Genomic DNA, 21,965 nt, shown 5'->3' on the forward strand with positions numbered 1-21,965 from the left:
CTCCAGTCCGAGCCGGGCCAGCCCAGCATGCCCCCCAACAGCCCCTTGTCCGGTCGCCGTTCCAGCAGCCAGGTTCCATCGGCTGATTCCGCCAGATAGACAATTCCTTGCCGGGTGGGTTTGGGTTTCTTTGGTGTCTTCTTGGGCAGTTCAGCCGCTGTTCCGGCAACGCGGGCCGCGCACGGGCCGCGCCAGGGGCAAATGCCGCAGGCCGGGTTGCGCGGGGTGCAGATGGTGGCGCCCAAGTCCATCACCGCCTGCGCGTAATCGCCAGGCCGCAGCGCGGGGGTGAGTTCTGCTGCGCGGTCCTTCAGCACCGGTTTGACACCTGGAAGCGGGTCGTGGATGTTGTGAATACGGGCCATTACCCGCTCCACGTTGCCATCCAGCACGGTTTCAGGCCGGTCAAAGGCGATGGAGGCGACGGCGGCAGCGGTGTAGGGGCCGATGCCGGGCAGCTTGAGCAAGCCTTCGTAGCTGTCCGGGAAGCTGCCGCTGTGATCCTGTGCCACCGCGCGGGCGCATTTCAGCAGGTTGCGGGCGCGGGCGTAATAGCCAAGGCCGGCCCATTCGCTCATCACATCTGCGTCTTCCGCGGTAGCCAGATCCAGAACTGATGGCCAGCGGCCGGTGAAGCGGAGGAAGTACTCGCGGACGGCGGCCACGGTTGTCTGCTGCAGCATTACCTCGCTAAGCCAGACCTTGTAGGGATCGGGACGGATGCCGGCAGCGCGTTCCGCCGGGCTGACGCGCCAGGGCATTTCGCGGGCATGCACGTCGTACCAGGCCAGCAGCTCTCCGCTCATGCCCCCTACATTGCTGTTCAAGTCACGCATTCGTTATTCCTTGGCTTGCGGTTGGGCTGGCGCCTGTACCCGGGCTCTTTACAATAGGGTACGCAGTCGAGCAAAAGCTAGATCATGGCATTCAGGCGCAGTACCACACGCGGGTTCTCTCGGACCTCCAAGCTCCTCAGCGAGCAGATCCGCAAAGCGGGGGAAAGCCGCGGATTCGCGGTGTCCCGGCTGCTCACCCATTGGGAGGAGATCGCCGGTCCGGATATCGCTGCGATGGCCCGCCCCGTGAACATCGGCTACGGGCGCGGTTCCTTTGGCGCTACGCTGACGGTTCTGACCACCGGGGCCAACGCGCCGATGCTGGAAATGCAAAAAGAGCGCCTGCGCGAGCGGGTGAACGCGGTTTATGGCTTCAATGCCATCTCCAAGGTGCGGATCACGCAAACGGCACCGACGGGATTTTCCGATGGCCGCGTGGAATTCAAGTATGCCCCCAAAGTGCAAGCGCCGCTGCAGCCGGACCCGCAGGATACGGCTGAGGCCAGCAAGGCAGCCGCTGGGGTGGAAAACGACGATTTGCGCGCCGCCCTGGAACGTCTGGGGCGCAATGTGCTGACAAAACAGAAAACGCAAGGAAAGGGGTTCAAATGACCCGTCTCATGTCAGGTGTTTTTGCCGCTGTTGCGGTGGTTGCGGGCGGTTATGCCCTTTCCGGTTTCAACAGCCAGAGCAATCTGCCGGAAAATCCGCTGGTCGGCGCCGCCTTTGCGCAAGAGGCCGAAGTGGATACCTCGACCATCACCGAGATGACCCTGGGGGCGGAGGATGCGCCGGTCACGCTGATCGAATACGCTTCTTACACCTGCCCGCACTGCGCGAATTTCCATAACAACACGTTCAAGCAACTGAAGGCGGATTACATCGACACCGGCAAGGTAAAGTTCATCTACCGCGAAGTCTACTTCGACCGCTACGGCCTGTGGGCCTCGATGATTGCGCGCTGCAGCGGGCCGGAGAAGTTCTTTGGCATTTCCGACCTGATTTACAAAGGCCAGTCGGAATGGGCGCGGGCCGGCGGTGCATCAGAGATCATTGACGAGCTGCGCAAGATCGGCCGCTTGGCTGGCATCGAAAATGACCAGCTGGAGGCTTGTCTGCAGGATGGCGAGAAGGCGCAAACGCTGGTGACGTGGTATCAGGAAAATGCGACTGAGCACGGAATTGAATCCACGCCGTCTTTCATTCTGAATGGTGAGAAGGTGTCGAATCAGTCTTATGATGACTTCAAGAAACTACTGGATGCCGAACTGGAAAGCTAAGCGGCAGAAAGCAGAAACGCAAAAACCCGGGCCAGGTGTCCGGGCTTTCTTGCTGGAGAAGCTGCAGTCTTCGGACAGGTCAGGGTGCAGGCGCGACTGCTTTCAGCATGTCTTTTAAGCCTTCGTCCCCGGTAATCCGCAGGCGGACTGGCAGGGTGATCACCTTTGAGCGGAAGCTATCTGGCAGGCGGACGGCGTCTTTTTCGGTTGTAACCAGCTGGGCGTTCAACAACTTGGATTCATTATCCAGCCGGTTCAGCAGTGCAGGGGTCAGCGGCTGGTGATCATCCAATGCCTCAGCCCGTGCAATATTGGCCCCGAGGCTACGCAGGGTACTGAAGAATTTCTGAGGGTGGCCTATACCGGCAAAGGCCAGAACCCGGGTGCCGTTCCAGGGCATGCCGGTCAGCAACGGCTCCAGTGCCCCAGTGAAATGCGGCAAATCCTGAAGCTGGCTGCTCCAGGCCGCGGAGAAGGCTTTCTGGGCCGGCTCCGCTCCCAGTGACAGAACTGCGTTGGCCCGTTTCAGCCCGGTTGCAACCGGTTCGCGCAGAGGGCCTGCCGGCAGGCAGCGCCCATTGCCGAAACCATGCTGAGCGTCGACAACTATCAACGACAGATCCTTGGCGACTGCGGGGTTCTGAAAACCGTCATCCAGAACAATGACCGTTGCCCCCGCGTCTGCTGCGGCCCGGGCGCCCGCGGCGCGGTTCTTGGCGACCCAGACTTCACCAAATGCGGCAAGCAGAAGCGGCTCGTCGCCGGCCTGTGCAGCCTTGTGCTTGCCGGGCATCACATGCACTGGCCCTTCAAGCGTTCCGCCATAGCCGCGAGTGACCACATGCGGCTCATGCCCGAAGCTGCGGAGGGTCTCCAGCAGCCAGATCACGGTCGGCGTTTTGCCAGTGCCGCCGGCATTCAGGTTGCCCACGCATATCACCGGCACACTGGCCGCTTGCGGGTTGCCTTTGGCCAGCCGGGAGGCGGTGGCGCGCGCATAGGCCCAGCCCAGCGGAGCCAGCAGGGTGGACCGCAGATCGAAATCCCCCGGCGGCTTGTGCCAGAAATCAGGTGCCCGCATCGCTATCCTCGTGCTGGTCCAGGAAGGTCTGGACTTTTTCCAGAAGAATGTCTGTTGTGGCGGCGCTTTCGGTGACGCTCTGCCAGCCGGCCAGAGCCATTTCGGCAGCCTTGTCCGGTGCTGAAAGTGCAACAACAGTGTCTGACATCTCGCTTTGCGTCTGCACCTGAACGGCGGCACCCACCTTGGCCAACCTGTCATAAAGTTCCCGGTGCGCGTGGATGCCAGGACCGTGCAGCAGTGCTGAACCTAGGGCAGCGGCATCCAGCGGAGATTGGCCCTGGGCCGCGGGATCCAGGCTGCTGGCGATCAGGGCGACTGGCGATAGGCGGTACCAGAGGCCAAGGTCCTCGCCGCCGGTCAGCAGAACTTGGTTGAAATCCTCCGGTTCGCCGCCGGTTTCCCAATCGGCAAAAGACAGACCGCTGTTTTGGAGCAGGCTGCGGGCGGCCTCCAGATCCGCGGTATTGTCCAGCGCAACCACCAGAAGCAAGCGGTGCAGCAGCCGCAAGGCGGTCCGGTGGGCGTCGAGAATGCGGGACAACTCATCCAGCTTGACGTGGGCCGCCAACCATATCGGGCGGCTTCCTAGGGTTAGCTGCATGGCTGCCAGTTCCTCGTCGTTGCAGCTGGGCGGGATGGCGGATACCCGCAGTTTTCCAGCCACCTCCAGCCGTTCAGCAGGGAAGCCTAATCGTACAAGCCGGTCTCTAACTGATTTAGAGGGCGTCAGGATGCAAGTCAGCCCTTCCAGCATTCTCCGGCGCTGATCTGGCAGCCAGCGGCTAGCGCGGTGGGGCATTTCAGCGTCAAGAAGGTCGGCCAACAGCACGCCCGTTCCCTGATCGCGCAGGTGCCGCAGCATGATCCGCCGGGAGGGCGGACCCGTCCAAATACAAGCATCGGGCTGCCAGTGCTGCACGAATTCGCGGGCTTCTGCCAAAGTGTCCTCAGCCAGAGGACCAACCGGAATGTCGCAGCCGACGGTGCCGGTCAGCCGCAGGTCCGGTTCCCAGCTGGCCATCACTGACAGGTCCGGGCGCAGGCTTTTAAGGCGGCGGCCGATGTCGCAGAGCGCCAGGTAGCGTTCAGGCGTGGTTGCGTGCACCCACAGCAGCTCCCCCTTGGGACGGGGCTGCAACACTGAGGAGCGGCCGGAATTCATAGATCGCCGTTGCATCTGGTTCGATTTGAGTTTTCCGGCCCAAGGTATCTGCAACATGCGGGTTTGTCTGTGAAAAGTTTTTGCCCAGCCACGGCTGGACGGCTGAGACCGCTTACGCTCAGGCAGGCTCAATGTCCAGCGATGCCGGGGCCGGCCGGATCGAGTGCAGCCATCAGTTCCCCGTGAAGGGCGCGGTTTCCGGCGACCACACCATTCAGGCGGGGGTGAGGATTGTTGAAGCGCAGGAGATTGCCAGACCTATCGGTGATCGTGCCGCCCGCCTCGCGCACCAGCAGATCGCCGGCAGCAATGTCCCATTCCCAGCTCGGGCGCAGTGTCAGCATGGCACCGAACCGGCCATCGGCCACTTTTGCCAGCCGGTAGGCCAGCGATGGCCGGTAGCTGCGGATGAACGCAGGCGGGATACCGCCCTGCCAGTGATGCGATTGCAGATTGGGCTTGGCGGCTAGGATTTCGGTGTCAGCAAGCACTGTCGCAGAAGAGATATTGACCGGGCTGCCGTTGCAGGCCGCTCCTTTCCCCTTGGCGGCTGTGTACATAAGCTCCCGCTGCGGCAAATAGATCACCGCAGCCGTGACCTCGCCTTTTTCGGCAATGGCGATGGAATGCGCCCAGGTGCGGGAGCCTTCGGCAAAGCTACGGGTGCCGTCGATCGGGTCGATGATGAACACCCGATCGCGCGTCAGACGGGCTGTGCCGTCCTCGGTCTCCTCCGAAAGCCAGCCGTAGTCTGGCCGCGCCTGTTGCAGCATGTCCTCAAGCATGGCGTTGACGGCCAAGTCAGCCTCGGTCACTGGCCCCGCGCCGCCAGGCTTGTCCCAGCGCCTGGCGGCGGGACCTGTGTAGCGGCATGCGATGTCTCCGGCCTGTTCCGCCGCTTTTACAAGCAGGGAAAGGTCAGTTGCCGGCAAGAGTCATCCCCTCGACAAGCAGCGACGGCACCACTGTGGACAAGTGCTGGCGCGCGTCATTGGCCGGCACGATCCGGCGCAGCATGTCATGCAGGTTGCCCGCAATGGTGCATTCGTTGACCGGATAGGCAATTTCTCCGTTTTCCACCCAGAATCCCGAAGCGCCGCGGGAATAATCGCCGGTGTTGGGGTTTATGGTGGAGCCGATCATGGAGGTGACCAGCAGGCCGGTTCCCATCTGCGCGATTAGATTCTCGCGGCTGGCATCGCCCTGGGTCAGCGCGATGTTCCAGGTAGAGGGAGAGGGTACCCCGCCGATGCCGCGGGCGGCATTGCCGGTGCTTTCCAGCCCCAGCTTGCGGGCGGAGGCGAGGTCCAGCGTCCAACCGGTCAGCACGCCGTTGTCCACCACGGTGCGCTTCCGGGTTGGCAGCCCCTCGCCATCAAACGGACGGGAGCCTGATATGCGCGGGCGGTGCGGGTCTTCGATGACGGACAGGGATTCGGGCAGCACCTGCTGGCCCAGCGAGTCCTTCAGCCAGGAGGAGCCGCGGGCAATTGCGGCGCCATTTGCGGCGGACATCAGGTGCCCGATCAGGGAAGAAGATATCCGTTCGTCAAACAGGACCGGGAAACTGCCGGTCTTGGGTTTGCGCGCACCTAGCCGGGCAACGGCCCGTTCCCCTGCAGTGCGGCCAATTTCCTCAGCGCTGCGCAGGTCTGCCTGAAAGGTCCGCGAGTCCCCGTCGTGGTCTCTTTCCATACCGGTACCAGTGCCCGCGATCCCGGTGCAGGACAAAGACCTGCCAGTACGTTGGTAGCCGCCTGAAAATCCGTTGGTGGCTGCCAAATGCACCACGTGACGGCCGTACCCTGCGGCCGCGGATTGCACCTGAGTGATACCGTCGACCGCCTGGCAGGCTGCTTCGGCAGCCAAGGCGTCTGCCTGGAGGGCTGCGGGCTCCGGCTCGCCGCTCGGGTCTTCCAGCTCAAGCGCAGGCAGATCCCAGCCCTTGGCCAGCTGAGACGGGTCAGCGAGACCGGCATAAGGATCCTCCGGTGCTTCCTTGGCCATGGCAACCGCACGTTCTGCCATTGCGGCCATGGTTTCCGGCCTCATGTCAGACGAGGAAACCAGCGCCTGGCGTTTTCCGACAAACACCCGCAAGCCCAGATCGGTGCCTTCCGAGCGCTCTGCGTGCTCCAGTTTGCCTTCCCGGACTTCGATGCTGAGAGAGCTGCCTTCGGCTGCCATGGCGTCAGCTGCATCCGCCCCGGCCTTGCGGGCGGCGTCAATCAGGGCTTGGCAAAGCGCTTCGGGGGACTGGGTCATGGGCACCTTCTGTTCTGCTCTATAAAAGAGCTATCCAGTGAAGCCGCGTGCCGCAAGTGCGGGCCGTAAAAAAGGGGCTGCGCGCGGCAGCCCCTTTACAGATCCCGTCCAGGATCTGACGATTACTTGATGCGCTGGCCGTTGGCGAGCACCTGGCCGTCTTCGGTGACTTCAATCTTGGAGGTCAGGGTGTCCTCGCCTTCGCCCGGAACCGCCAGCATGCCCATCATCATCCGAGCGCCCATGGCGTCGCTGTCGGACATCAGGCCCATGCCGATCAGCTTGTCGATCAGGGTGTTGGCACCGACCAGTTTGAGGTTGGCTTCGCCCGCGGGCGCCGGCATGCCGTCAAAGCTGGTTAGATCTTCATTGTTGAAGGTGAAATCGCCGGTTCCGGTCAGCTCGGCACCCGCAGCGGAGACTTGCAGCTGCTTCACGGTCAGTGCGTTCAGCTCGCCCGGCTGCTCCTCACCCTTTTCCACGGCTTCCATGGCTTCCGGGTCGAACAGGTCAAAGAGGACCTTGCCCTTGCCGGCCAGGTCCAGAATGACGGTGGCCGGGTCGTGCGGCAACTGGCCGGTCGGGTCGACCATGCCCCAGAGCATTTCCGGAACTGCAAAGTCGCGCAGAGTGACACCCAGGGCGAAGTCCTGCTCTTCCTCGGATTTTGCCAGCGGCATCATCAGTTTGAAGCCGGTCTCCGCCATGCTGAGGGCCAGCGGGAACGGGATCTCTGAGCCGGAGATGTTCACATTGGTTGCAATCTGAGAGACGTCGTAGGTCAGGTGCTGCTTGTCCATCGCAACGGTGAAGGCACCGCCCTGAGAACTGCTTTCCATGGCGAAGCTTTCGCTGCCATCCACACCGGAGATCGAGCCATTGCCGCCGGTGAATGTGAAGGTGCCGTCAAAGGCAAAACCGGCGTCCAGCAGCGCCGCCATGTCCGGGCTTTCGAGCCCTTCTGGAACGGTGCCGGTGCCGGTGAAGCTCAGGCCTTGCAGGGCGCCCTTGAACGCGCCGGTGCCGTCGCCTTCGGGATCATTGAAACCCATGTCATAGCTGAGGCTGGAGGCGGTCAAGGTCTGCTCGTAGCTGCGCCCCTCAGCAACCTTCATGGTGCTTTTGGAGACAACGTCGTTCATCTCGACTTGAACCTTTGCCACCTCCGCGGGCACAGGCTCGCCGTCCGCAGACAGCTCATCCAGTGTCAGGGTCACCTTGGAGGAGCTGTAATCATAGCTCATGTTCTCGGCATCACCTGCCACTTTCATCGGGGAGCCGTCGTGGGAATAGATCAGCTTGCCCGCAAAGGTCTCGCCGTCGCCGGAGAACTCAAAGCCCATCGGGAATTCGGCAGGCAGCAGCACGTTGACAGTGCCGTCGCCGTTCTCAATGAACTGGACTTCCGGGAAGCTGATGGTGCCGGAGCCGTCCTCTTCGGGAATCGGCACGGCCATCGACACATCGGAAACGGTCAGAGTGCTGCCGGAAACGGATTCAGTGCCGGATACGGTATAGCCGGTGCTGGTCAGATAGGCCTTCCAGTCGGCCCAGACGTCCTGAGCGCTGAGATCGGCCAGAGCGCCCTGGGCGGAAACAACCAAAATTGCCGCTGCGGCCCCGCCGCGCGCAAAAATTACGGACATTAGAGAACCTTTCTCTGTGAGATAATTGAAATCATCGTCGGCCCGGCGGGCGGTGCCGTCAAGGGGGCCTTGGGCTAGACCGTTCCCCGTAACCGCTTTACCACTTGGGTCAGCGGCCAATTGGAGGGACAGCGGATGGATTTCAATGGAAAAACAGTTGCAATTACAGGGGCCAGCCGCGGCATTGGCGCGGATGCAGCCCGGGTGTTTGCCGCTGCCGGGGCCAACCTGGCCTTGCTGGCGAGGAACGGGGAGGCGCTGCAGGAACTGGCGGCGGAGATTGGCGGAAACGTGCTGACCTTTGCCTGTGACGTGGCTGACTATGCCGCGGTCGAGGCGGCCCTGTCCGATGCGCACCAGAAATTCGGCAGCCTGGATGTCCTGATCAATAACGCGGGGGTGATCGAGCCGATTGCCCGGCTGGAAGCGGCGCAGCCCGAAGACTGGGGCAAGTTGATCGATATCAACGTCAAAGGCGTTTTCAACGGCATGCGGGCGGCATTGCCGCTGATGAAACCGGCAGGCGGCGGCACCATCATCACCGTCAGCTCCGGCGCGGCGCACCGGCCGCTGGAGGGCTGGAGCGCTTATTGCACTTCCAAGGCGGGCGCGGCGATGCTGACCTCCGCCCTGGATCTGGAAGAGCGCAGAAACGGCATCCGCGCTATGGGCCTGTCGCCCGGAACGGTGGCAACCCAGATGCAGCGCGAGATCAAGGCCAGCGGCATCAACCCGGTGAGCGAGCTGGAGTGGGAAGACCACATTCCCGCCGAATGGCCCGCGCGGACGCTCTTGTGGATGTGCACGGCCGACGCGGACGATTATGTCGGTGAGGAAGTCTCGCTGCGCGAAGACAGCATCCGCCAGCGGGTCGGGCTGGCATGATCTGTCTGGACATTGCGGACAATGGCCTGTGGACCATCACCATCAACCGCCCGGACAAGGCCAATTCTCTGACGGAGGCAATGCTGACTGAGCTGGCAGAGATTGCCGAACGCGCGCAGGGAGCGCGCGGGCTGATCCTGACCGGCACCGGCAAGGTGTTCAGCGCCGGTGCCGATCTGGACGAGGCGCGGGCGGGGCTGGCGACCTCACCTGTGTGGGAGCGGCTGTCGGCGGCAATGGCTGCTGTTCCCTGCCTCAAAGTGGCTGCTCTCAACGGCACCTTGGCGGGCGGAGCCAACGGCATGGTACTGGCCTGCGATATCCGCCTTGCGGTGCCGTCTGCCAAGTTCTTCTATCCGGTGATGAAGCTCGGCTATCTGCCGCAGCCGTCGGACGCTGGCCGCCTGGCGGCCCTGATCGGGCCTGCACGCACCAAGATGATCCTGGCGGCGGGGCAGAAGATCACCGCGCAAGAGGCCTATGATTACGGTCTCGTGGACCGGATTGTGGAGCCCGAGGCCTTGCTGGAAACGGCGGAGGACTTGCTGGCCCATTCGCTGGAGGCCAAACCGGAAATTGCCGCCGGCATCCTGAGGATGTGCCGGTGAAGCGGCTGTCCGGTGTGCAGCTGCAGGTTGAAGATCCCGAACGGCTTGTCCGGTTCTATTCAGATGTGCTGGGCATGGCAGCGCGGTCCGATGACGGCACCTGGCGTGCGGGCTATGCAGGGCAGGACGCAGATCTGATCCTTCTGCCGGGCGGCCGCCTGGTTCAGCACTCACGGGACGAGCGCTATTGGAAGATCGGTATCTGCTTGCCCAACCTGGACATTGCCTGCGAGCAGTTGCGGCAGAAGGGTGTGGAGGTCTCTGCCCCGCATCAGTTCCGCGATATCGGCTATATGGCGCATTTGCATGATCCCGAAGGCTTCGCGATCGAGCTATTGCAGCATGATTTCCAAGGTAACCGGCCTGAAGGCGCTGGTGATTTGGCTCTGCCACTGGGTGGTGGTGCGCATGTTGGGCAGATCACCCTGCGCACCGGGGACATCGCAGCGGAGCTGGCCATGCGCGCGGACATGACGCTGCTGTCAGTCCAGGAGGTGGCCGAGTTCGGCTTTGATCTGCATTTCCTAGCTTATACGGACGAAACCCCGCCGGATCCGGACCTGCAGGCCGTGGCAAACCGGGAGTGGTTGTGGAAGCGGCCCTATACAACACTGGAGTTCCAGCACATTTCCGGGGCCGACCTGCGCGACAGCCCGGCGTTTCTGGGGTTTGAAATCACTTAGCGCTTGCGCCGCTTTCCGGGCACGCGAGAGCGGAACTCCGGCGGGCGTTTCCGCACCCAGGCAATGAACTTGGCCAGCCGCGGGTGCGTTTTCAGCGCTTCCGGGGTGCTGTATTCGCGGGCCAGTTCCGCCTCGGTCAGCGTCGCGTGGATCTCGCGGTGGCAGATGTCATGCAGCAGCACGGTCAGCCCGCCCTTGCCTCCTTTCAGTTTTGGGATCAGATGGTGCAGGCTTTGCGGGACGCCGTCGGGAATGGGGCGGCCGCAAAGCGGGCAGACCGGATCGGACATGTGCGGGCCTCTTGCGGTTTCGTGCGGTGAATAGAAACGCTGGCGGCATGCGCTGGCAAGGGGATGGCATGACGGAAATTTGGGACGCAGTGGTGATCGGTGCCGGGCCTGCCGGGCTGATGGCCGCGGAGGAGCTGGGCCGAGCCGGGCACCGGGTGCTGGTGATCGAGGCCAAGCCATCGGTGGCGCGCAAGTTCCTGATGGCGGGCAAGTCCGGCCTGAACCTGACCAAGGATGAACCGTTTGAGCAGCTGATCACGCACTATGGCGGCGCGGTGGACTGGCTGGCCCCGATGATCCGCGCCTTTGATGCGCAGGTGGTGCAGGACTGGGCGCACGAGCTGGGAAGCGAGTTGTTCACCGGCTCGACGGGGCGGGTGTTTCCCACGGTGATGAAAGCCTCGCCGCTGCTGCGCGCCTGGCTGGCGCGGCTGGACGGGTACGGAGTTCAGATCCGCACCCGCTGGCGCTGGACCGGCTGGGAAGATACCGCGCTTGCCTTTGAAACGCCCGAAGGGCTGCGACGGATAGAAGCCGCGTCCGTGGTCTTGGCGCTGGGCGGTGCCAGTTGGGCACGCCTGGGTTCCGACGGGGCCTGGGCGCCGTTTTTACGTGAAAGGGGTGTGGGCCTCTCGCCATTCCAGCCGGCCAATGCGGGTCTGCTGGTGGAATGGTCTGACCATATGAAACCTCAGTTCGGACAACCGCTGAAGGGCATTGCGCTGCGCGCTGGCAGCCTGGCGACGCGGGGAGAAGCGGTCATTTCGGAACGCGGGCTCGAGGGCGGCGGCATCTATACTGTCTGTGCGGCGGTACGGGATGGAGCCGTTTTGCACATGGACCTGCTGCCGGATCTTGAGGCGGCGGAGATTGCCCGCCGCCTGTCCCGTCCGCGCGGCAAGGCGAGTTTTGCCAACCATCTGCGAAAGGTGCTGAAGCTGGGAGCCGCGCGGACGGCTGTGCTGCAGGAATTCGGACGCCCGCTGCCGCAGGATGCGCAGGCCCTTGCACAGCTGGTCAAGGCGCTGCCAGTGAACCACGCGGGGCTGCGCCCGATGGACGAGGCGATTTCCACCAAAGGCGGTGTCTGCCGGGATGCGCTGAACGATAACCTGATGCTGAAACAGTTCCCCGGAATATTTTGCGCCGGGGAAATGCTGGATTGGGAAGCGCCGACGGGCGGCTACCTGCTGACCGCCTGCCTTGCCACCGGGCGCTGGGCCGGACGGGCGGCGGCGGATTACTTAGCGAGTTCTGCAACCCGCTGATAAGCCGCGCGCTCCCGCATCCGCTTGCCGTAATCCTGAATTTTTTCGCCTTCGACCGGGAACTTGGCGCTGCGGGCCCAGTTCAGGCAATGGGTGCAAATGATGTCAGCTATGGTGAACTCTTCCCCCATCATGAAGGGGCCGGCCATCTTGCTTTCGAGACGCGCCAGATTGTGGCCAAATTCCCATTTCAAGCTGCCTTTCACCTCCGGCACCCGCTGCTCCTTCGGCAGGATGAAGCTGTGGCGGGCCGCGGCCCACAGGACGGCGTCGATTTCGTCCAGCAGCAGATGGGTGATCGCGTCCTGCTTGGCGCGGGCCACCGTGCCGGCAGGCGCGGTCAGCGCGCTGTGCTTGTCAGCCAGATAGGTGAGGATGGCGGTCGAATCGGTGATGACCTCACCCTCCACCTGCAGCACCGGCACCTTGCCCGAGACATTCAGCGCCTGAACTTCCGGGCTGCGGGGGCCGTGCTGGTTGAGCTCGTAAGGCTGCCCAAGCTCTTCTAGCGCCCAGAGCACCCGGAAGGTGCGGGTCAGCGGAATGCCGGTGACGGTATACATCGTCTCTCTCCTGTTCTTGTGCTGTAAAGATGGGCAGCCATCGGAGGCGGATCAAGCGGGACGGTGCGTAGCCAGTTCAGCGGGCGCGGCCCAGCATGGCCAGCCGGATCAGGGCGCGTTCCATCAGCGCCAGCGCCGGCGCTGTCTGACCGGCAGAGCGCAATGCCAGATCAGTGTCGGTGATGATGGTCAGCGCGGTTTCCAGCCGGTTCGCACCCCAGTTCTGCGCCTGCCGCAGCATCCGGTCGCGGCGCTTGCCGTAAAGCGGCGGACGCAGCTGGCCGATGCCTTGGGCCGGGCCGCCTGGCGCGGAGGCGATGGTGTAGAGGGTGCGGAAATGCCGTGTCGCACCGATGCACAGCGTCACCGCATTGGTGCCTTGCGCCTGCAGGCGGCGGATCAGCGGACCAATTTCGGCACTGCGCCCCTCGGCCACTACGTTGAGAACGTCATCCAGCGCGGCTTCGGTCGATTGCGGGGCAACGGCGCCGATGTCCTCCAGCGACAGCGGGCTGCTGTCGCCGTGCTTATAAAGCGCCAGCTTCTCGATCATGCGGGAGAAGTCGCCGGGGCCGATGTCATTCGCGATATCCGTCAGTGCCGACATGCTGTCGCCGGGCACGTCGCGGATGCCCGCCTCGCCCAGGATGCGTTCGATCTCGGCCCGCGACGGCGGGTCGTCGTAAATGCCCACGGCGTAGGCGTTGTTTTGGCCTTCAAACGCCTTGCGCAGTTTAGAGGAGGCCTTGAGCTGGCCAGCGGTGACCACGATCTGGGCGTCGCCCGGCTGCCACTCCTCCAATGCTGCCGTGATAGCAGGCGTGGCGGTATCGTTGGCGCCTTCGACAAAGACCGCCCGCACGCCGGGGAAAAACCCCACCGCTTTGACCGCATCCAAAAGCTGCGCAGGATCCTTGCGCAGGTCGCTTCCGGGCAGGCGGCTCAGCCGCATTTCCTCCTCGGCGCCGGGGCCAAGCAGGGCAGCCAGCACCTGCTGCCGCTTCAGCGACACGCGCATTGCGTCGGCGCCATAGATCAGAATGCCGGTCTTGCCCGGGTCGGGCTTGGCAAAATAGCCTTCAGCTTCGCGTGGGGAAAGCTTCATTCTGCCTGAGCGGAAAGGTCCGCAGTTGCCAGTATCTGTGCGGTGATCTGGTCTGCCAGAATCACCATCAGCCGCTCATGCGCGTCACGTTCGCCTGCCAGTGTTTCCACGGTGGAACCGGTAGCAGAATAGCCGGTGAAGTTTCGCACGGTTCCGCTAGAGGCGATATTACCATCTGACAGTCTCGTTAGGGAGTAGTCAGCGGTTCCAATCACCGAATATCGGGTGATTTCATTGTCGGCGGTGATCGCCTGGCCCTCTTCCTGGGTGCTAAGCGTCAGGTCCAGCTTGTAGGCCGCACTGCCGCCGCGGCCCAGTCGTTGTTCCAGGTTCTGCACCAGGAAATAGGCGTCGGTGCCCGTGGCCCCCTTGATCTCCTCCGGCGCCTGAACCTCGACTCGCCCGTATAGAGCGGACCCGGTGCCGCCAGGAGCGTGCACCGGAGTAAAGCCGCAGGCCGCTGCAAGTAGGGGTAGGGCCAGAAGCAGGGTTCTGCGATTAAGCAACGACATTCACAATCCGGCCCGGAACCACGATCACCTTTTTCGGAGCGCTGCCATTCAGCGCCTTCTGCACAGCTTCATGCGCAAGGGCGAGTTTTTCAACCTCTGCCTTGTCCAGATCCTTGGCGACCTCGATTTCGCCGCGGCGCTTGCCGTTGATCTGGATCGGCAGGGTTACGGTGTCCTCAACCAGCATGGCGTCGTCGGCAACCGGCCAGGGTGCGGTGGCCACCAGGCCCTCACCGCCCTGATGGTTCCAGATGTCCTCGGCCAAGTGCGGGGTCATCGGGGACATCAGCTGTGCCAGCGTCATGATCGCCTGCTTCTGCACTTTGGCGCTGGCCTTGGATTTGGCGAGCGTGTTGGTGAAGGCATAAAGCTTGGCAATTGCTGCGTTGAAGCCGAAGGAATCGATGCCCAGCGTCACGTCGCGGATGCACTTGTGCATCTCGCGTAAAAGGTCCTCGTCGCCTTCGCCGGAAGCATCTGGGTCCATTTCTCCGATCCGGTCGCACAGGTTCCAGACCCGGTTCAGGTGCTTATAGGCCGCTTCGGCGCCGGCAGCGGTCCATTCCACATCACGCTCGGGCGGCGAATCAGACAGCACGAACCAGCGGGCAGTGTCCGCACCGAAGGATGAGATGATGTGCAGCGGGTCCACCACATTGTTCTTGGACTTGGACATCTTGGCGGAGGGAATGATTTCCACCTCGGTGCCGTCATTGAGGAAACCCTTGCCGTCGCGCAGCTCCACTTCCTCGGGGTAGTGGTAAACCGGGCGGTGGTTCTCGCCGGTTGTCTTGTAGATCGCGTGGGTTACCATGCCCTGGGTGAACAGCGCATCAAAGGGCTCGATGGATTTCTCCGGCAGATGGCCGCAAATCTGCATCGCGCGCGCAAAGAAGCGCGAATAGAGCAAGTGCAGAATCGCGTGCTCGATGCCGCCGATGTACTGGTCGACGTTCATCCAGTAGTCGGCTTCGGCCATGTCGGTCGGGGTTTCGGCACGCGGCGCGGTAAAGCGGGCGAAATACCAGGACGAATCGACGAAAGTGTCCATCGTGTCGGTTTCGCGCTGGGCCGGCTTGCCGCAGGACGGGCACGCGCAGTCGCGCCAGGTCGGGTGGCGGTCCAGCGGGTTGCCCGGCACCGAGAAGTCGATCGGCTTGCCGCCCTCATCATAAGGCAGCGCAATCGGCAGGTTCTCTTTCTTCTCCGGCACCACGCCGCAGTCTTCGCAATGCACCACAGGGATAGGGCAGCCCCAGTAGCGCTGGCGGCTCAGACCCCAGTCACGCAGGCGGTATTTGGTGACGCCCTGGCCCCAACCTGCATTTTCCGCGAAATCAACAGTTGCGTTGATCGCTTCTTCGCCGGTGGCCTCGGTCAAGCCTGCAAAGTGATCGATCCAGCGAACCTTTTCGGTTTTCGACGGAACGAAGGCCTCATTTTCGACAGGCGTGTTATTGTTCAGCGCAAAGAATGTGTCGATGACCGGCAGGTCATATTTGCGGCAGAAGTCCAGGTCGCGCTGGTCATGCGCCGGGCAGGCAAAGATCGCGCCGGTGCCGTAGTCCATCAGGATGAAGTTGGCGATCCAGACCGGCAGCTCCCATTCCGGATTCAGCGGGTGCTTCACGCGGATGCCGGTGTCATAGCCCAGCTTCTCCGCGGTCTCGATCGCTTCCTCGGTGGTGCCGCCTTTGCGGCATTCAGCGACAAACGCTGCAACCTCTTCCGATTCGGCTTCCAGCGCCTTGGCAACCGGGTGATCGGGCGAAATGCCGACAAAAGACGCCCCCATCAGCGTGTCGGGGCGGGTGGTGTAGACCTCGATCGGCTCACCGCCGTCGGTGCGCTCAAAGGAGAACTGCAGGCCGCGCGACTTGCCGATCCAGTTTTCCTGCATCAGGCGCACCTTGGCGGGCCAGTTTTCCAAGCCGTCCAGCGCCGACAGCAGCTCCTCGGAAAAATCGGAGATCTTGAAGAACCACTGGGTCAGCTCGCGCCGTTCCACCAGCGCGCCAGAGCGCCAGCCGCGGCCGTTCTCGACCTGCTCGTTGGCGAGCACGGTCATGTCGATGGGGTCCCAGTTCACCACCGCGTTCTTGCGGTAGACCAGGCCCTTTTCCAGGAAGTCGAGGAACAGCGCCTGCTGCTGGCCGTAATATTCCGGGTCGCAAGTGGCAAACATCCGGCTCCAGTCCAGCGACAGGCCCAGCGGCTTCATCTGCTCGACCATCGTGTCGATGTTGGAGTAGGTCCAGTCCTTGGGGTGCCCGCCAGAGGCCATCGCAGCGTTTTCGGCCGGCATGCCAAAGGCGTCAAACCCCATCGGGTGCAGAACGTTATGGCCGGTCGACAGCTTGTAGCGCGCAATGACGTCGCCCATCGTGTAGTTGCGCACATGGCCCATGTGCAGCTTGCCCGACGGGTAGGGGAACATTTCCAGCACATAGTACTTGGGCTTGCCGCCGGTACGCTTGGCCTGGAAAATTCCGGCCTCGTCCCAGGCCTTCTGCCATCGTGCTTCGATTTCAGGAGCTATGTAACGCGGCATCAGAGCGGTCCTTTGCATGAAAACGCCGGGCAGGTGGCCCGGCGCTTTTGATAGTGGGGTTTGGCTGATGATTCCAGAGGGCAGCGGCTCAGAGTTTGCCGTCCGCAATCCGCATTTGGCGCGCACGCGAGAGAATCGCGTCTTCAACCGCGCGGGTGGTGCTGGCACTGACCGGGCCGCCCTTGGATTGCAGGGCGACGTTCAAAGAACGTGCGTCCAAGGCCGGATCCTTGATGTGGATGGTGGCGCGGTAGGCGCGGCCGCCGCCGGGCGGGGTGCCATAGCCCGTCACAATGACTCCGGTGAAGGGATCCACTGACTGCACCGGCAGGAAGCTCAGCACATCCAGGCTGGCGGTCCACAGGTAACGGTTCACCTGCACGGTCTGGTCCGGCTTGGCGTTCAGGAAATCAAATACAGAGGACTTGGTCGCTGCGCCCTGTACTTCTTCCTTGTGGCTGGTTGTGCGTGCAGTGCTAGCAGGCGCATCGCCGCCCCGGCCGCCGCAAGCCGCAAGGCTGAGACATATCGCGCCGATCACTGTTACCCGCAGAGTCTTTCCGTATTTCATAACCGCTCCCGGAGCCATTTTCTGCGCGAACACCTAACGCAAGCCGCGCTGGCGGAGCAAGGGCTTTGGCTTCTATGACTCTGCCCCTATGAGCCATTTCCGGAGAGACTGGACTATATAGCGGGCATATCAGACGTGTTTCGGGTGCCCCTACCGATCGGACTGTGGCAAAGCTGCACCATCCAAGACCGCATCGGTTCACCTGACTTTCCCAAGTCTTGCCAAAACGGGGGTGAAAGAGCGAAACCCCTTGGCATACCCACGCCGGATTCCCCGGTTTGGGCTGAGGAATAGAAAACCGAGGGAAAAACATGAAAAAGGTTCTCTTCGCGACCACCGCGCTGATCGCCACCGCAGGCATGGCCGCGGCAGAAGTCAAGATCTCCGGCTATGGCCGCTTTGGTCTGGACTGGAACGAAGCAAACGACGTTGCCGGTAACCTGGACAACACTTCGGCAACCAACATCACCAGCCGTTTCCGTCTGACCTTTGACGCGTCGACCGAAACCGACGGCGGCGTGACCGTTGGCGGCCGTATCCGTGCCCAGGCCGAAAGCCGTGATGGCGTCGCCGGCACCGCAGTTTGGTCCGCACCGCAGTTCCACGTCGCATACGGCGGCCTGCGTGTGAACGTTGGTAACATCTGGGGCGCGATTGACTCCGCACCGGGCCTGTACCTGAACACCACCTCGGTTGGTACCGGCATCGACGGCATGGGCTTTAACTCCCTGGCCATCGGCAATGGCTTTAACTGGGACACCTTCACCTCCGCGGGCAACGGCCGCAACGGTGTTGAAGCCATCTACTCCGCAGGCGGCTTCACCGGTCACATCTCCTACTCGCAGCAGAACGGTACTGTTGCTTCTGAGGACGCAAACGGCGAAGAGCGCACCGCAATCATGCTGAGCTACTCCTTCGGCGACTACTTCGTGACTGGTGCGTACCAGGACTCGAACGTGACTGCTAACGACGAGCTGGGCTTCTTTGCAGTCGGCGGCGACTTCGGTCAGTTCGGTGCAACTCTGTCCTACGGCACCACCGACGCAAGCGACTCCGTCACCCTGGCTGGTGACGTGGAACTGGGCGCGGCTTCGACCATTGTTGCATGGGTGAACTCTGCTGATCAGAACACCGCAGCTGGCCGTGACGGCACCGCCTTCGGCATCAACTACGAGTACGACCTGGGCGGCGGCGTGACCTTCGTTGCTGGTGCTGTGAGCTCGCACGCAGACAGCGACGAAAACTCGATCCAAGCAGGTCTGCACTTCAGCTTCTAAGCTGAAGCACGCCTAGCGTGGCTTTCAGGGCGGGTTCCTTCGGGGCCCGCCCTTTTCTTTTGCCCCTTAACATTTCCCGGCAAACAGTGTTTTTTGCGGCCAAACAGTGATGAGGCCGGACCCATGCCGCTTGAAGAGATCAAATCCAGGATTGCCAAGGCTGAAGCGCAGGCCGGCCGCGAACCGGGCAGCGTGCAGCTGATTGCGGTGTCCAAGGTGCAGCCGAACGAACGTGTTCAGGCGGTGCTTCAGGAGGGCCACCGCTGCTTTGGCGAGAATAAGGTTCAGGAGGCGGCAGGCAAATGGCCTGGTTTCGCTGAGCAGTTTGACGGCATTGACTTGCACCTGATCGGCCCCTTGCAAACCAACAAGACGCGCCAGGCAATGGAGCTGTTCAACAGCATCCATTCGGTGGACCGGCCCAAGCTGGCCAATACGATCGCCCGGCTGGCGCAGGAGCTGGGGAAATGCCCGGAGTTGTTTGTGCAGGTGAACACCGGTGAAGAAGAGCAAAAGGCAGGTGTGATGCCGTCTGACGCGGATGCCTTCATAGCCGAGTGCAGAAAGCTGGAACTGCCTGTGAAGGGCCTGATGTGCATCCCGCCGGTGGATGAGGAACCGAGCTTGCATTTCGCGCTGCTGGCCAAGATCGCCGAGCGGAATGATTTGCAAGGCCTGTCCATGGGGATGAGTGGGGATTTTGAGAAAGCGATTGCCCTTGGCGCGACGCACGTGCGGGTCGGATCGGCAATTTTCGGCGACCGCACGTACTGAGGCGCAAAAGTTTTGGAAATCTTTTGCCAAGACTTTTCAAAAAGTCTTGCTGGCCTCAGGCAGCAGCCAGTTCGGGAACAATGACCCGCGTGCCAATTTGCACCCGGGCAGCGAGCCAATGCAGGTCTGACCTGGAGAAGGCAATGCAGCCTTCGGTGGGATAGCCCGGACGGCGCCACTGGTGGATGAAAATGGCGGACCCCTTGCCGGGAGTGGCGTTGGGCCAATTCCAGTCAGTGATCAGCACAAGGTCATAAAGCGGGTCTGCGCGGCGCAGCCTTTCATGGCTAAACCCATAAGGTGCCCGAACGCGATGGTTGTAGCTGTTGTGGCTTGCATCATCCGACCAGAGGTCCCGTGGGCCGATTGGCTCAGCCCAAGCCGCCGGGCGGGGCAGGCGGTCCGGCCGGTAGAGCATCCCTGCAATACGGTGAATGCCAACCGGGGTGGCTCCATCACCTTCACGCTTATCGCTGGACAGCCCGCCTGTTCCGATGGTGCAGGGCAGCAGGCGGCCCGTAAACCGGACACCTGCCGGGGTCAGGACCAGATCCGAGGGCGTGATCACAGTATGTGCCCGGACTTTCGGGCCTTGGTGGCCAGGTAATGCTGGTTGTGGGTATTTTCACCCACTTTGAGCGGGACCCTTTCAGCCACCTGGATGCCGGTCTTCTCCATCATCGCGATCTTGTTGGGGTTATTGGTCATCAGCCTCACCTGCGAAAAGCCCATTTTCTGCAGGATCGCCGCGCCCAAGCGGAAATCCCGCTCGTCATCCTCAAACCCCAGCCGGTGGTTGGCTTCCACCGTGTCAAAGCCCTGGTCCTGCAGCGAATAGGCCCGCATCTTGTTGGCAAGGCCGATGCCGCGCCCCTCCTGGTTGAGGTACAGAAGAACGCCTGCCCCCTCTGCCCCCATCTGCGCCAGCGCGCCCTGCAACTGCGGGCCGCAGTCGCATTTGAGCGAACCCAGAACGTCACCAGTGAAGCAGGCGGAATGCAACCGGGCGAGCACCGGCTTGCTGCGGTCAGGGCGGCCGATTTCAACCGCATAGTGCTCTTCTGCGCCATCTTCAGGGCGGTAAATGTGGAGCCGGCCGGCTTCGGCGGCCGTCATCGGCAGGCGCGCGGCTGCAACCGGATGCAGCGGCGAACTTTCACTCAGCAGAGGTTCAGCTGCGCCACGCGAAATGAGGGTCAGGCCGTGGGATGCAGCAAATGCAGATGGATCGCTGACAGGGACAAGTACTGCAGAGGGCAGCATGCGGGCGGACTTTACCAGCGCAATGGCAAGCCTGTGGAGGTCCGCACTGCCGCCGCGCATGCTGGACAGCGGGCCCTTCATCGGTGTGTTCAAATCATCTGCCGGATCCGCCAGGGCTTTAATCCAGTTCAGTTCTTCGAAATCAGGAACTGCTACACGGGCGGTATCTTCATCATATACCCGCGCCTTCAGCGTTTCCGCGCGGCGGGCCGTCAGTGCCAGAGACAACGGTCCCAGTGACCGCATGTCCGAAAGACGGGTTTCAGTCAGCGCCTCCACAGCTATTGCCAGCGCCGCTTCATCTCCGCAGGTCAGCACAACCGGCAGGCCCATACGCAGATCGACCCGGGCGCGGGCCAGAAGTTCGATCATGGTGGGCATCAGGCTCATGCACTGCATCCGATGTTATTTTGTAACAAAGCTTGCTGTCTTTACGCCTTAATGCAACGGATGTGAAACAATTTCCATGCCATGGACACGTCGGCGTGAGAGTTTTGCAGCAAATCTTGCCGCGAGCGCAAGGGATACGCATGTGTGGTCAGGAGAACAGGAGGGTTAGCCGATGGCGCAACTGAAGAAAATTCTGCTGGTTGATGACGACGAGGACCTGCGCGAGGCCTTGAGCGAGCAACTGGTGATGACCGAGGACTTCGACGTGTTCGAGGCAGAGAATGGTCAAAGCGCGATGGAGCGCGCCAAGGAGGCCCTGTATGACCTGATCATCCTGGACGTCGGCCTGCCTGATACCGACGGGCGCGAATTGTGCCGTCTGATGCGTAAGCAGGGGGTAAAGGCGCCGATTTTGATGCTGACCGGCCACGATACCGATGCGGACACGATCCTGGGTCTGGATGCCGGTGCGAATGACTATGTCTCCAAGCCTTTCAAGTTTCCGGTGCTTCTGGCCAGAATCCGTGCCCAGCTTCGGCAGCACGAGCAATCAGAGGATGCCGTCTTTGCGCTTGGCCCCTATACGTTCAAACCCTCAATGAAATTGCTGATTACCGAAGATGAGCGCAAGATCCGGCTGACAGAGAAAGAAACCAATATCCTCAAGTTCCTGTATCGGTCCAGCGACGGTGTGGTGCCGCGCGATGTGCTGCTCCATGAGGTCTGGGGTTATAACGCTGGGGTAACCACCCACACGCTGGAAACCCACATCTACCGCTTGCGGCAAAAAATCGAACCCGATCCTTCAAATGCGCGCCTGCTGGTGACGGAATCGGGTGGGTACAGGCTGGTCGCCTGATGCAGATGGCGTTGAGCCAGATCAAAGAGGGACCTGAGGTTCATCTTTAGAATAACCCTGAACCCGCGCATATCCGGGTTACGATATGCACCT

At 62.1% G+C, this 21,965-nt stretch carries 23 protein-coding genes; 9 read left to right on the top strand and 14 right to left on the bottom strand.

Features of this window, described 5'->3' with window-relative positions:
- The coding region (locus AB1A62_RS16995; RefSeq protein WP_366662652.1) for an A/G-specific adenine glycosylase at positions 1-836 on the bottom strand (836 nt) is incomplete at its 3' end.
- A gap of 84 nt (positions 837-920) precedes the next feature.
- On the opposite strand from AB1A62_RS16995, the gene AB1A62_RS17000 reads away from it, so the two are divergent.
- A complete protein-coding gene (locus AB1A62_RS17000; protein ID WP_366662653.1) occupies positions 921-1,448 on the top strand; it encodes a DciA family protein in 528 nt (175 codons plus the stop codon).
- Positions 1,445-2,116, top strand: a complete 672-nt coding sequence (locus AB1A62_RS17005) for a DsbA family protein (protein WP_366662654.1) — start codon at positions 1,445-1,447, stop codon at positions 2,114-2,116. The genes AB1A62_RS17000 and AB1A62_RS17005 overlap by 4 nt, the downstream gene beginning before the upstream one ends.
- 79 nt (positions 2,117-2,195) lie before the next feature.
- On the opposite strand, the gene lpxK is transcribed toward AB1A62_RS17005, so the two are convergent.
- The 5 genes from lpxK to AB1A62_RS17030 form a co-directional block, all read right to left on the bottom strand.
- Entirely contained in the window at positions 2,196-3,197 is a 1,002-nt protein-coding gene (lpxK, locus tag AB1A62_RS17010; protein ID WP_366662655.1) for a tetraacyldisaccharide 4'-kinase, read from the bottom strand.
- On the bottom strand, positions 3,184-4,377 hold the full coding sequence (locus AB1A62_RS17015) for a glycosyltransferase N-terminal domain-containing protein (RefSeq protein WP_366662657.1): 1,194 nt from the start codon (positions 4,375-4,377) through the stop codon (positions 3,184-3,186). Before AB1A62_RS17015 ends, lpxK begins: the two co-directional genes overlap by 14 nt.
- Before the next feature lie 113 nt (positions 4,378-4,490).
- A complete protein-coding gene (locus AB1A62_RS17020; protein ID WP_366662658.1) occupies positions 4,491-5,294 on the bottom strand; it encodes a 3'(2'),5'-bisphosphate nucleotidase CysQ in 804 nt (267 codons plus the stop codon).
- Complete coding sequence (locus AB1A62_RS17025) at positions 5,281-6,627, bottom strand: TldD/PmbA family protein (protein WP_366662659.1); 1,347 nt, start codon at positions 6,625-6,627, stop codon at positions 5,281-5,283. The genes AB1A62_RS17020 and AB1A62_RS17025 overlap by 14 nt, the downstream gene beginning before the upstream one ends.
- Positions 6,628-6,749: 122 nt before the next feature.
- Positions 6,750-8,273: a DUF2125 domain-containing protein gene (locus AB1A62_RS17030; RefSeq protein ID WP_366662660.1), complete on the bottom strand. Its 1,524-nt coding sequence runs from the start codon at positions 8,271-8,273 to the stop codon at positions 6,750-6,752.
- Positions 8,274-8,408: 135 nt separating this feature from the next.
- Between AB1A62_RS17030 and AB1A62_RS17035 the strand changes: the two genes are divergently transcribed.
- The 3 genes from AB1A62_RS17035 to AB1A62_RS17045 are packed head-to-tail and all read left to right on the top strand — an operon-like array spanning position 8,409 to position 10,449.
- The gene (locus AB1A62_RS17035) at positions 8,409-9,158 is read left to right on the top strand and encodes an SDR family oxidoreductase (RefSeq protein ID WP_366662661.1); all 750 of its coding nucleotides are present in this window, start codon (positions 8,409-8,411) and stop codon (positions 9,156-9,158) included.
- Positions 9,155-9,766 (top strand): enoyl-CoA hydratase/isomerase family protein, encoded by a 612-nt coding sequence (locus tag AB1A62_RS17040; RefSeq protein WP_366662662.1) that lies wholly within the window; start codon positions 9,155-9,157, stop codon positions 9,764-9,766. The genes AB1A62_RS17035 and AB1A62_RS17040 overlap by 4 nt, the downstream gene beginning before the upstream one ends.
- Positions 9,763-10,449 carry a VOC family protein gene (locus tag AB1A62_RS17045; RefSeq protein ID WP_366662663.1) on the top strand — a complete coding sequence of 229 codons (687 nt, stop codon included), beginning with the start codon at positions 9,763-9,765 and terminating at the stop codon, positions 10,447-10,449. Before AB1A62_RS17040 ends, AB1A62_RS17045 begins: the two co-directional genes overlap by 4 nt.
- On the opposite strand, the gene AB1A62_RS17050 is transcribed toward AB1A62_RS17045, so the two are convergent.
- Positions 10,446-10,739 (bottom strand): HNH endonuclease, encoded by a 294-nt coding sequence (locus AB1A62_RS17050; RefSeq protein WP_366662664.1) that lies wholly within the window; start codon positions 10,737-10,739, stop codon positions 10,446-10,448. The genes AB1A62_RS17045 and AB1A62_RS17050 overlap by 4 nt on opposite strands.
- A gap of 68 nt (positions 10,740-10,807) precedes the next feature.
- On the opposite strand from AB1A62_RS17050, the gene AB1A62_RS17055 reads away from it, so the two are divergent.
- Positions 10,808-12,007, top strand: a complete 1,200-nt coding sequence (locus AB1A62_RS17055; protein ID WP_366662665.1) for a TIGR03862 family flavoprotein — start codon at positions 10,808-10,810, stop codon at positions 12,005-12,007.
- On the opposite strand, the gene AB1A62_RS17060 is transcribed toward AB1A62_RS17055, so the two are convergent.
- From AB1A62_RS17060 to AB1A62_RS17080, 5 genes are all read right to left on the bottom strand, one after another.
- A complete protein-coding gene (locus AB1A62_RS17060; protein ID WP_366662666.1) occupies positions 11,980-12,570 on the bottom strand; it encodes a glutathione S-transferase family protein in 591 nt (196 codons plus the stop codon). The genes AB1A62_RS17055 and AB1A62_RS17060 overlap by 28 nt on opposite strands.
- A 76-nt stretch (positions 12,571-12,646) precedes the next feature.
- Entirely contained in the window at positions 12,647-13,675 is a 1,029-nt protein-coding gene (holA, locus tag AB1A62_RS17065) for a DNA polymerase III subunit delta (protein ID WP_366662667.1), read from the bottom strand.
- Entirely contained in the window at positions 13,672-14,187 is a 516-nt protein-coding gene (lptE, locus tag AB1A62_RS17070; protein ID WP_366662668.1) for an LPS assembly lipoprotein LptE, read from the bottom strand. The genes holA and lptE overlap by 4 nt, the downstream gene beginning before the upstream one ends.
- Positions 14,174-16,738 carry a leucine--tRNA ligase gene (gene leuS / locus AB1A62_RS17075; protein WP_366662669.1) on the bottom strand — a complete coding sequence of 855 codons (2,565 nt, stop codon included), beginning with the start codon at positions 16,736-16,738 and terminating at the stop codon, positions 14,174-14,176. Before leuS ends, lptE begins: the two co-directional genes overlap by 14 nt.
- Before the next feature lie 88 nt (positions 16,739-16,826).
- Complete coding sequence (locus AB1A62_RS17080; RefSeq protein ID WP_366662670.1) at positions 16,827-17,309, bottom strand: DUF3576 domain-containing protein; 483 nt, start codon at positions 17,307-17,309, stop codon at positions 16,827-16,829.
- A gap of 311 nt (positions 17,310-17,620) precedes the next feature.
- Between AB1A62_RS17080 and AB1A62_RS17085 the strand changes: the two genes are divergently transcribed.
- Both AB1A62_RS17085 and AB1A62_RS17090 read left to right on the top strand, forming a co-directional pair.
- Complete coding sequence (locus tag AB1A62_RS17085; protein WP_366662671.1) at positions 17,621-18,586, top strand: porin; 966 nt, start codon at positions 17,621-17,623, stop codon at positions 18,584-18,586.
- Positions 18,587-18,709: 123 nt separating this feature from the next.
- Positions 18,710-19,360: a YggS family pyridoxal phosphate-dependent enzyme gene (locus tag AB1A62_RS17090; RefSeq protein ID WP_366662673.1), complete on the top strand. Its 651-nt coding sequence runs from the start codon at positions 18,710-18,712 to the stop codon at positions 19,358-19,360.
- 55 nt (positions 19,361-19,415) lie between these two features.
- On the opposite strand, the gene AB1A62_RS17095 is transcribed toward AB1A62_RS17090, so the two are convergent.
- A complete protein-coding gene (locus AB1A62_RS17095) occupies positions 19,416-19,925 on the bottom strand; it encodes a L,D-transpeptidase family protein (RefSeq protein WP_366662736.1) in 510 nt (169 codons plus the stop codon).
- Positions 19,925-21,013, bottom strand: coding sequence for a GTP cyclohydrolase II (gene ribA / locus AB1A62_RS17100; protein WP_366662674.1), 1,089 nt, complete (start codon positions 21,011-21,013; stop codon positions 19,925-19,927). Before ribA ends, AB1A62_RS17095 begins: the two co-directional genes overlap by 1 nt.
- Positions 21,014-21,185: 172 nt before the next feature.
- Between ribA and AB1A62_RS17105 the strand changes: the two genes are divergently transcribed.
- Positions 21,186-21,872 carry a response regulator transcription factor gene (locus AB1A62_RS17105; RefSeq protein WP_019297625.1) on the top strand — a complete coding sequence of 229 codons (687 nt, stop codon included), beginning with the start codon at positions 21,186-21,188 and terminating at the stop codon, positions 21,870-21,872.
- Positions 21,873-21,965 lie beyond the last annotated feature (93 nt).

Origin of the sequence: Leisingera sp. JC11 (assembly GCF_040704725.1) — a bacterium.
GTDB lineage: Bacteria > Pseudomonadota > Alphaproteobacteria > Rhodobacterales > Rhodobacteraceae > Leisingera.

Excerpts from the sequence above, each read along its gene's own strand:
- AB1A62_RS17000 (WP_366662653.1), top strand. The coding sequence starts at position 921 with ATGGCATTCAGGCGCAGTACCACACGCGGGTTCTCTCGGACCTCCAAG.
- AB1A62_RS17005 (WP_366662654.1), top strand. The coding sequence starts at position 1,445 with ATGACCCGTCTCATGTCAGGTGTTTTTGCCGCTGTTGCGGTGGTTGCG.
- lpxK (WP_366662655.1), bottom strand. The coding sequence starts at position 3,197 with ATGCGGGCACCTGATTTCTGGCACAAGCCGCCGGGGGATTTCGATCTG.
- AB1A62_RS17015 (WP_366662657.1), bottom strand. The coding sequence starts at position 4,377 with ATGCAACGGCGATCTATGAATTCCGGCCGCTCCTCAGTGTTGCAGCCC.
- AB1A62_RS17025 (WP_366662659.1), bottom strand. The coding sequence starts at position 6,627 with ATGACCCAGTCCCCCGAAGCGCTTTGCCAAGCCCTGATTGACGCCGCC.
- AB1A62_RS17030 (WP_366662660.1), bottom strand. The coding sequence starts at position 8,273 with ATGTCCGTAATTTTTGCGCGCGGCGGGGCCGCAGCGGCAATTTTGGTT.
- AB1A62_RS17035 (WP_366662661.1), top strand. The coding sequence starts at position 8,409 with ATGGATTTCAATGGAAAAACAGTTGCAATTACAGGGGCCAGCCGCGGC.
- AB1A62_RS17040 (WP_366662662.1), top strand. The coding sequence starts at position 9,155 with ATGATCTGTCTGGACATTGCGGACAATGGCCTGTGGACCATCACCATC.
- AB1A62_RS17050 (WP_366662664.1), bottom strand. The coding sequence starts at position 10,739 with ATGTCCGATCCGGTCTGCCCGCTTTGCGGCCGCCCCATTCCCGACGGC.
- AB1A62_RS17055 (WP_366662665.1), top strand. The coding sequence starts at position 10,808 with ATGACGGAAATTTGGGACGCAGTGGTGATCGGTGCCGGGCCTGCCGGG.
- AB1A62_RS17060 (WP_366662666.1), bottom strand. The coding sequence starts at position 12,570 with ATGTATACCGTCACCGGCATTCCGCTGACCCGCACCTTCCGGGTGCTC.
- holA (WP_366662667.1), bottom strand. The coding sequence starts at position 13,675 with ATGAAGCTTTCCCCACGCGAAGCTGAAGGCTATTTTGCCAAGCCCGAC.
- lptE (WP_366662668.1), bottom strand. The coding sequence starts at position 14,187 with ATGTCGTTGCTTAATCGCAGAACCCTGCTTCTGGCCCTACCCCTACTT.
- leuS (WP_366662669.1), bottom strand. The coding sequence starts at position 16,738 with ATGCCGCGTTACATAGCTCCTGAAATCGAAGCACGATGGCAGAAGGCC.
- AB1A62_RS17080 (WP_366662670.1), bottom strand. The coding sequence starts at position 17,309 with ATGAAATACGGAAAGACTCTGCGGGTAACAGTGATCGGCGCGATATGT.
- AB1A62_RS17085 (WP_366662671.1), top strand. The coding sequence starts at position 17,621 with ATGAAAAAGGTTCTCTTCGCGACCACCGCGCTGATCGCCACCGCAGGC.
- AB1A62_RS17090 (WP_366662673.1), top strand. The coding sequence starts at position 18,710 with ATGCCGCTTGAAGAGATCAAATCCAGGATTGCCAAGGCTGAAGCGCAG.
- ribA (WP_366662674.1), bottom strand. The coding sequence starts at position 21,013 with ATGAGCCTGATGCCCACCATGATCGAACTTCTGGCCCGCGCCCGGGTC.
- AB1A62_RS17105 (WP_019297625.1), top strand. The coding sequence starts at position 21,186 with ATGGCGCAACTGAAGAAAATTCTGCTGGTTGATGACGACGAGGACCTG.